Origin of the sequence: Streptomyces sp. NPDC048479 (genome assembly GCF_040651435.1) — a bacterium.
GTDB lineage: Bacteria > Actinomycetota > Actinomycetes > Streptomycetales > Streptomycetaceae > Streptomyces.
Window position 1 is genome coordinate 1 of record NZ_JBEZKA010000075.1, and the last position, 8,868, is coordinate 8,868.

Annotated in this window: 4 protein-coding genes and 2 pseudogenes; 1 reads left to right on the forward strand and 5 read right to left on the reverse strand. The window is 66.2% G+C overall.

Annotated elements, in window-relative coordinates; genetic code table 11:
* Positions 1–825 precede the first annotated feature (825 nt).
* Positions 826–1,082: pseudogene (locus tag AB0D12_RS40570) on the forward strand (transposase); the annotation flags it as partial.
* Between the two features lie 495 nt (positions 1,083–1,577).
* Here the strand turns inward: AB0D12_RS40570 and AB0D12_RS40575 are convergent.
* The 5 genes and pseudogenes from AB0D12_RS40575 to AB0D12_RS40595 form a co-directional block, all read right to left on the reverse strand.
* Positions 1,578–2,240, reverse strand: a complete 663-nt coding sequence (locus tag AB0D12_RS40575) for a sigma-70 family RNA polymerase sigma factor (protein WP_362694941.1) — start codon at positions 2,238–2,240, stop codon at positions 1,578–1,580.
* A 1,374-nt stretch (positions 2,241–3,614) separates the two neighbouring features.
* Positions 3,615–4,151, reverse strand: a complete 537-nt coding sequence (locus AB0D12_RS40580) for an ATP-binding protein (protein ID WP_362694944.1) — start codon at positions 4,149–4,151, stop codon at positions 3,615–3,617.
* 202 nt (positions 4,152–4,353) lie between these two features.
* Positions 4,354–4,992, reverse strand: a complete 639-nt coding sequence (locus AB0D12_RS40585) for a zinc-binding dehydrogenase (protein WP_362694950.1) — start codon at positions 4,990–4,992, stop codon at positions 4,354–4,356.
* A gap of 57 nt (positions 4,993–5,049) precedes the next feature.
* Positions 5,050–5,226: pseudogene (locus AB0D12_RS40590) on the reverse strand (alcohol dehydrogenase catalytic domain-containing protein); the annotation flags it as partial.
* 495 nt (positions 5,227–5,721) lie between these two features.
* On the reverse strand, positions 5,722–8,427 hold the full coding sequence (locus AB0D12_RS40595; protein ID WP_362694947.1) for an AAA family ATPase: 2,706 nt from the start codon (positions 8,425–8,427) through the stop codon (positions 5,722–5,724).
* Positions 8,428–8,868 lie beyond the last annotated feature (441 nt).

Below are 8,868 nucleotides of genomic sequence, written 5' to 3' on the forward strand. Positions count from 1 at the left end.
CGTTCCGCACGAGTGCCGCAGACCAGGATCACGTCGCCTCTACGCCGGGCACCACCTGGCCAGTAGATCGGGTATCCGCCAGGCTCATCCCGGGGCAAAAAGTAACCCCCGGTTTTGATGCCGCTTCATCCTTAACGACGCGTCAACAGCGTCCCCCTTGACGGGGATTCGCGCTCCGTCTTCCTGATCCCCACCTGACGCCTCTTGGACGCCTTTTCCGCATCGCTCACCACGGTCGCGTCACCGCTTCCGCAGCATGTGGCGGTTTGAAGCCTCCCCCCGCAGGGCGGCTCCGAAGGGCCTACCTTCATCACTCGTGCAGCATCACGATCTGCCGCTCCTCCTGACGTCCTGCGGCAGTCTCTGCGCCGACTGGCCAGCATCAATGGGATGTCAGTGGGCTTATCGGCAACGTATGGAAGCTGGGCACCGCTTCGGTTGCATGCCTGTGTCGGACGAGGCCGTAGGGTGGGTCGGGCACAGCTGCGTGGATATGCGCGTCCGACGACTTGTTGGTGACTCACCGTGCCTTTGCTCGGGTATGTTGCGGCGGCTCAGCAGTCCCAAGGTCGGTGGGCACAGCTCAAGGCGCCTGGAGGGGACACCGTCATTCGCCGTGATCAGTGGGCCGTGGGGCAGGGCCGTCCCACACCTCACCGTGCGCCAGTGACATTGCTGCCGGCATCAGGGTGAATACCTAGCCTGCCACGAAGGGGTGTGACCCGTGTCACTCGATCGACTCATGAGGCCGAAGCATCCCATCAACGGGCTGCGCGTACACACTCCGCTCCTGTGCTCCGAGTGAACGGGGCAGCAAAGCGTCTTCGGCTGAATAGGGAGATCAAACGCCGCACCGACGCCGTCCAGGTCTTCCCGAACCCGACTCCGTCCTGCGCCTCGCCACCGCGGTCCTGGCCGAACTTCACGACGAATGGATCACGTTTCCCCGCCGCTACCTCTCCAACGCGAGCATGGACGCCCGCTACACCGACACCCTGACCGTTCTGCCCGGCACGTGCGTGGCGGTCGCGAGCGATCAAGATGTACCCCTCGGATTTCCGATGGTGAGCGCGACTTGCTGATCGCTCTGGTCCACAAGATCAAAGTCCCGCCGAGCGGCTGGTAGACCGTCTCCACTACCCGGTTCCAGGCCCTGCGGCTGTGCTTCCGTGCGGGTTCTGCTGGCGCGGAGTGAAGCCGAGCAGGTTATTTCCTACCGGTGTCTTTGGGCAGGGACGACAGAGACGGCAGCACCGGCGGCGGCAGCACCGACGGCGACGACGACGGCGACGTATGGGATTCGTCGCTCGGCGATGGCGGCGCTGACGGACTCGCGGGCCTGGCCGGCTGTGGCTGCTGTTGTTGGCCCACGCCGAGCACAACGCTGGCGACCGCGGCTGCCAGAACGAGCAGGGCCAGCGTGGTGGTGGTTGGGAAGCGGCGTCGGCCAGCCTCGGACGGGGGGCGTGCGGGCCGCAGATCGCGCAGGCTGACACTGTGAGCCCGGGCTTGCAGGGCAGCCAGGAGCCGGAGTTCGAGCGCTTCTTGATCCCGGTCGAGCTGGGTGCTGCGTCCCTTCATCGAGAGACTCCCAACTGTTTACCAAGGGCGTCCAGCGCCCGCTTGGCCGTGGATTTGACTGTCCCGCGCGACACCCCGAGGGTGTCGGCTATCTGTGCCTCGCTGAGGTTGGACCAGTAGCGCAGGACCAGCACCTCGCGCTGGCGCCGGGTGAGCTGGCGCAGGGCTTTGAGTACTTCCTGGTGTTCCTCGCCAAGCAGTACGTGTTCTTCGGCGGGTGGGGCGTGCCGTTCCCGCTCGGGTACGTACGCGCGCGCGGTCCTGCGGCGGCGCAGCACTGAACGCGCGCCGTTGACCACGCTTGTTCGGACGTAGGCCTCCGGGTCGCTCACGTGCAGCAGTCCGGCTCCGTGCCGCCGGAAGAGCGCGGCGAAGGAGTCCTGCACCACGTCCTCGGCGGTGGGTAGATCGTCGACGAGGAGCAGCGCGAGACGGACGAGGTCCAGGCGGCGATGGTGGTAGAGCTCGTCGATGCCGGCGGAGCCGTCCTCGGGGTGCACTGAGTGTGTGATCACGGACTGTGTCGTTGCCAGTTGGATCGGTTCATCATGGCGCTCCGACAGGCCACGCAGCAGCCATTGCCACCCTCGGCGGGGTACGCCCTGGGCGGCACGCGCCGAGGCAGGGCTGGGGACGACTGGATATATCGCTGTCCTCATGACTCTCCTGAGGGTCGGCGGGGGCTGCCGGGGTGACACTCCCGGCAGCCCCTTTCTGTAACAGCTGCTACTGTCCCGGCGCCCACATGTGGGTAGGTGCCTGGGCGGGGAGGGACTTGGGGGTGGTTGTACTGTCCGCGGGGAGGGACTTGGGGGTGGTTGTACTGTCCGCGGGGAGGGACTTGGGGGTGGTTGTACTGTCCGCGGGGCGAGACTCGGGGGCGGCAGCACTGTCCGCAGCGGTGGCGGGGGCCGGCTTGGACCCGGGCTTGGACCCGCTGGCGTGCGATGTCAGGGCGCCGCCGAGGATCAGCGCGGCGGCGGCAGTCGACGCTCCCACAGTGGTGCGCAGCTTGCTGTGAAGAGAGGGGCGTATTGTGACGTGTCGTGCGGACATACCGCTCCTTGGATCATGTCATTCGACGATGGCTAGGTGTGGCTGAAGGCGACGCCTTCGCCCCGATAGACGTCTGGCCCCGCCCGAGGTTGCTGGTGGGTGCCAAGATTTTCCGTTGCTTGCTGGCGTCCGGAGAGGATGGCGACTTCGTTGCCGACGTCACTCGTGCCGTTGGTTGCAGTCCGGGAAGACCCCGTCGGGCACTTTGTCGGTGTGATCGCGGTTGGGTATGCGGCGCGGTCGGTGACGGCCGCCTGAGAGACGACCCGGTGGCCGGCGCGGCCTTGACGCAGGTGGCGTCGAGGACGAGGTGAACCGGATGTGATCGAGGGCCCGGCTTCAAAACGTGTCGAGGTGTTCGTCGAGGGTGGCGCAGGTCCGGACACCTTCCTCTTCGATCTTCCGGTGCCCGGCCGAACGCAGTCATTCAAGCAGACGAAGCACATCATGCTGGGTCAGGGCCACCGCGCACCCCACGGCGGAACCGCCTGTTCACCTTGGACAGTTGCACGGTGACCTGCCTCTTGCTCGGGGAGCAGAAACCAGCAGCCGATGTACGTGAGGGAGCAGAACCCGCGCACTGAGACCCGGCCCGTTCCCACAGATTTGTCAACCGCAGTTCCGTGCGGCCCTCACTGATGTTGACGCAGCTTGTTGCACCGCTGGTCCCGCCCGTCCGCCACAACTTCGGCCAGACGGGGCTGAGCGTGGCGGCCGACCCGGTCGTTGGGCCGACACTTGGGGCTCGCCGACGCGCCGCCGATCATGGTCTGACGCAGAAATCTGCGGGAAGCACACACAACCGTTTGATGCCGAATATGTGGCCACTGCCAGCTGGGGGATCCGCTGCTCTTCGGTGGGAGTGGGCCTGTCGACGCGCAGCGTTCCCTGATCGGCTGGGCAGGGCCTGGTGGGACACCGTTCGGCCGAACACCTCCCCCTCCTCATGGTCGCGCTCGGCTACCGTTGTCGATCCTTCACACTCCCTCACGAGCCCACTGCATGAAGCCGATGGCCGCAGGAAGTCTTGCCTCACAGGGAGGACCTCCTCCGGGAAGCCACTCAGGTTGCGGAGCGTCGGCCGGCAGGCGTACGGCCACAGTCTTGCCGCCCGCTTCGGGCAGGACAGCCCACGCACTGCTCATCGCGTCGACCAGGAGCAGGCCGCGGCCGGATTCGAGCAGCGTCGACTGAGCGGCCGGGGGAGTGAAAACAGCTCCGCCGTCACTGACTGCCAGGTCGAGCCAGTCGGGACCGCAGGCTGCCAACACGTGCATGGGGCCCGTAGCGTGCCTCACAGCATTGCCCACCAGTTCGCTCACCACGAGAGAGGCCGGCTCCTGGAGGTCGTGATCCAGTCCCCATGCTCTCACTCTGTCTGCAACGGCGGTGCGGCCCGCGATTGCCGACCGAGCGCTGTGCGGAAACCTCAGCGCCGTGAACCGATAGCTTGACGCGGTTGGCAACGGCCGCACGTGCGGAGAAGTGAAACCCGAGTTGTGCTTCAAATGCATCGGTCGCAGCGGGTGAGTGTGGGGCACTGGCTGCACTTTTCTCGCGTGGAGAGGCGGGTACCGCTACAGATAGGGCGCTGGCGCTTCACGGAGCCACCGAGCCGCCCTGGTCAAGGGCGGCTCGGCGGCTCCGCCGCAGCACTTCATCCGGCCGGGAAGTAGGCAGTTGCGCGGCTCCCCACTGCGCCGGCCTGAGCCGTGGTCAGACAGCTGACGAGTGATTGCCCGTAACGAGCACCATGCGGAAGCGCGCGGCGCCGCCGAGCATCCGTTCGAACGCTGCGCCGATGTCCTCCATAGCCACCGTCTCCACCATCGGCCGGACGCCAGTGACTGCGGCGAAGGCCATCGTCCGCTCGGCGTCACGTGCCGTACCTGCGCTGTGACCGACGACCGTGCGGCTGCCGCCGATGAGCTGCAGAGGATTCACCTTCAGGGGATCGGGCGTGGCCCCGACGAGCACCAGCTGGCCGCGGGGGGCGAGGCCATCAATCGTCGCGCTCATCGCGTCGGCATTGGGAGCAGTCGCTACGATGAGACTTGCACCGCCCATGCCTGAAAGGGCGGCCGCCGGATCCTCCTCGGCGTTGTCAATGTAGTGGTGAGCGCCCAGTGTGCGCGCCAGAGGTTCGTCATCCTTTCCACGCCCAATCACCGCAGTCCGAAAGCCGAGCTTTACAGCGAACTGCGTGGCGAGGTGTCCCAGCCCGCCCAGCCCAAGCACCGCCACAAGATCACCGGGGCGTGCTTCCCTGCCGACCAGGGCATTAAGGGTCGTGGTGCCTGCGCACATCAGTGGTGCGGCTTCTGCAGCCGTGAGCTCATCGGGGACTCTCGCCATCGCGTCCACGGGTACAACAATGGAGTCGGCGAAACCTCCGGGGTAGGACAGACCGGGTACCTGCAGGTCGGCGCAGAGTACAAAATCACCTTCCCGGCACGTCCTGCACTGCCCACAGCTGCCGCCGAACCAGCCCACGCCTACGCGGTCGCCGACCGCCCACCCCTTGGTCCCCGGGCCGAGGGCATCAATGTGGCCTGCGATCTCATGGCCACCCGTAAACCAGCGCGGCATCTGTATGGCAGATACCGCACGCTTCCACGACGATTCGTGCCCGCCCCGTACCGGGCTCCGGCACCTCCCTTCCTGTGATCTCAAACTTCTGGCCGGGTGCTGCCACCTCGACAGCGCGCATGAACGTCATTGCTCTCCCTGCTCGGCCGCCACGAGTCTCCATGATGATGCGGAAATGTGCTCATGACCGGCTTCTGCATCAGGTGGACGCGCTCGTCGGGGCGCATTGTCTGAATACGCCCGCCCCTCCACTCTCGGAATAGGGGGGCGGGCGCCCTGCCTCAGTGCGAAGCAGGGCTGCCGCCGGAGGATGACCGGGGTCACCTTCCATAGCGACGCCACCTCATCCTTGTCGCGATCTCGTTCCAGCGGCCTGCGCATTCCAGCCAGTTACTCGCAGGTAGTCCCAAGGGAAGCCGACCGACCGGCGGCTACGCCCCCCAGGCGCTTCGGCGCGCCGGCCGCCAGCCGTGGGCGCCAACGACCGTGGCCCGGTCAGACGGACTGCACCAGGTCGCGGAGTTCCCTACGGCCGCGCACTCCCAGCTTGTTGAAGATGTTCGTGAGGTGAAAAGCGACGGTCCGCTCGGTTACGTACAGTGAGCTGCCAATCTCTCGGTTGGTCAAACCCCGCCCGACGAGTCTGGCGATCTCCCGTTCCCGGCTTGTGAGAGCGGACATGGCAGTCGATGCCCCACTACCTGTGCCAGGCACGCCACGAAGAGCGGCCTCCGCCTTACGCGCGAATACCGTCGCTCCCAGATCGCGGTACGCGTCGAAGGCACGTCGCAGCGCCTGGCCCCCTTGACGCTCCTCGCCCCTCGTCATGAGCGAGCGCCCCAGGTCGTGATGGAGATGAGCCTGCAGCAGGGGGGCCGCTTTCTCCTCCCCATAGGCTTCCGTGGTCCGCTTCCATGTCCGTAGCGCGCCGTCCGGATCTCCGCAGGTCTCGACCAACAGGCCCTGAACCCAGCCGCGAGCCATGTGAACCCAGGCTGGGGCCGCACGTCTCCTGGGCAATACGTCCAGCACTGCTCCCGCCTTGGCCGGCGATTGCTGCATAACCATTCCGAGAGCCAAGAAGATCAACGAGGTGTCGGCCTTCCAGCGCAGAGCGCGCTCAACGGCTTCGTCGACGATCGAGGGCTCAAGGAAAACGCCAGGCCACTCCTTGAAACCCGTGGCGTGCATGTACGCCCCCCCGACAACCGCGTGGATCAGAATCTCATTCGGGGCGAGTCCCGGCCGGCTCCGTGCTGCCGCGGCGGCCAGGTGTCGGTCCGCCGCATCCATGTCCCCCCGGCTGGTCGGTGTCAGGGCCGCAACAGCATGGGCGAGTGGCAGGTCAACCTCCCGAGCGATATCCGTTGCGAGTTCGGCGTGCACTTCTGCCTGGTCCCACGCCCCGGTGAACCAGTGGGCTACGGCGGCAGTGCACTCGCCAAGTGCTGCGACTGTTGCTGAGCTTCCAGCCCGCACCCTCCTACTGGCGGTGCCCAAGTCGGTGGTGGCCATCTCCAGATCGCCGGCTTTGTAGTGGAACAGGCCCCTGATGATCAGGGCATCCGTCTCCGCCAGTGGCACGAGCGTGGCGTCGTCCGGCATGTTCGAGTCAGAAATTTGCTGCAGGGCGGCGTCAACACCTCTTGAGGCGCCGATATGGGCATACCGCAAGGCGTGCAGTTCCGCAGTGATCACCGGATCGACGAACTGCCCGGTGACGGCTTGCGCAGCGGCGAAGGCATCGTCGCCGGGCCAGTCGCAGTAGTGATACGCCTCGGCCAACGCAGCGGACAGACGGGCGACCAACCGCGGTGGCCCCGTCCGCTGCGCGATTGCCAGCGCGGGCCGAAGCAACTGCATCGCTTCGGAGGTTTGGCCCTGGCGCGTCGCCAGCATGCCCAGCACCAAGTCACGCTCGCACGACTCCGCGCAACCCTGTACGGCATCGTTTTCCTCGATGACGGATGCCACGTCGTCGTCCAGAAGATGCTCGTAGCATGACGACAGAAACCGGCGCTCCCGGTCCTCTGCCTGAGGGGAGAGCTGCTGTGCCCAAGCGAAGTACCGAGCGGAAAGCCGGTGCTCGCCCCGCCCATGGGCGTCATCGGCCAGCTCCACGAGCTCGTCGGCGAGCGCCGTGTCCAGCCCTTCGGCCGCCGACACGCGGTGCTCCACGGCACTGCCACCCACACTGAGCTCCGCTGCCCGCAGGTGGAGGGACCGCCGATGCTCCACCGTGAGCGTCTCACGGATCGCAGCGGCGATCAGCGGATGATGAATCTCGGCCCTGGGCGGGTCGAAACGGGCGTCGAACTTCAGCAGGTCGGCTTCGGCTGCCTCGTGCAGTCCGGAGTCCAAACTCCCCGTCTCCACCATGGCGCGCAGCTCAGGCAATGATGTCGGCCGCGACAGCACGGCCAGGGCCGACGTCACGTCCGACGCCGTCTTGGAGAGACATCCGAATCGCTCGGCCACAAGTTGGGCATGGTCCCGTGGAGCGGGGTAGTCGCGCAACGTACGCCAGGCCTGCGTGGGCACCTCTCGTAGCAGTGCCATCAAGTGGAGTGGACTGCCGCCTGTGTGATCTCGCAGCCGCTGTGCCTCCCACACGTCCAGGCGCACGCCGTGTCGGCGGGCGAGCTGAGCGACGGCAGCGGAATCCAACCCCCGCACCGACAGATGCTCCACATCCGGGCAGTCCCGCTCCAGCCGCTGCCAGGTCGCTTCCACATGGGCCGACGTCGCTCGTGATGCCACGAGGACGACGACCTTGTCGCCCGGACGCAGCCGACGTACGAGGAGTGCCAGTGCTTCACTCGACTCTCGGTCGGCCCTTTCCAATTCATCCACCGTGAGGACGACAGGCCCTTGCCTTTGCGCCTCTCCCACGAGGTCCAGCAGCTGCGCCGTGGCGCCGGTGACGCTGCCCAAAGCCAGCGGTTTGCCCTTCGGAGTGCTGAGTAGATCCTTGGCCAGTTCGTAGCGTTCGGGTGCAGACGAGGGCGATCCCCGCCCCTGGAGCAAGACGAAGTCCTTCAACCCTCCAAGGGCGGCCTGCAACAACGCGCTCTTTCCCATGCCGGCGTCACCTGTCAGAACCACTGTGGACGGGTAGCCCACCCTTGCTCGACGTGCCGCTGCGGCAATGCGCTCAAGCTCGCGGACTCGGCCCGTGAGAGGCGCCACTGTTTGGTCCATCGCTCTGTACGACCTTCGCTTTCACCCGGTGCCGCCCCGCCAACAGCCGGACAACGACAACCCGGGTACCCCGGAACGATCGAGGTTTACGTCGGCGACCGTGGGGCGGAAGCTCTCGTCAGTGGACGCCCAGCGGGCGACAACGACGATCGTTTCGCTTCCCGAGCATGGGAGGACCTGTCAACACCTGACAGTCTTCCCCAGGAGTCGTCGCTTTTTGAAGACATTGGGTGTGCGTATTTGCCAGTAGCAAGGCAAGAAGGATGACGGCGTGCTGTCTACTAACTTGATCTTTAACCTGTGCAGCGTGGTCGTGGGGTAGTTGACTTCTTCGTTCGCTGCTTCGCAGGTTGTGTCTTGCGGGGTGTGTGCACGTCGTGGCGGGGTGTGGGCCGGGTGTTCTTTCGGCCTTGGGGTCGTCCGGGGCCGGGGCGGGAGGGT

Bases quoted from the DNA above. Each gene is read 5' to 3' on its own strand.
- AB0D12_RS40575 (WP_362694941.1), bottom strand. From the start codon at position 2,240: ATGAGGACAGCGATATATCCAGTCGTCCCCAGCCCTGCCTCGGCGCGT.
- AB0D12_RS40580 (WP_362694944.1), bottom strand. From the start codon at position 4,151: ATGCATTTGAAGCACAACTCGGGTTTCACTTCTCCGCACGTGCGGCCG.
- AB0D12_RS40585 (WP_362694950.1), bottom strand. From the start codon at position 4,992: ATGGCGAGAGTCCCCGATGAGCTCACGGCTGCAGAAGCCGCACCACTG.
- AB0D12_RS40595 (WP_362694947.1), bottom strand. From the start codon at position 8,427: ATGGACCAAACAGTGGCGCCTCTCACGGGCCGAGTCCGCGAGCTTGAG.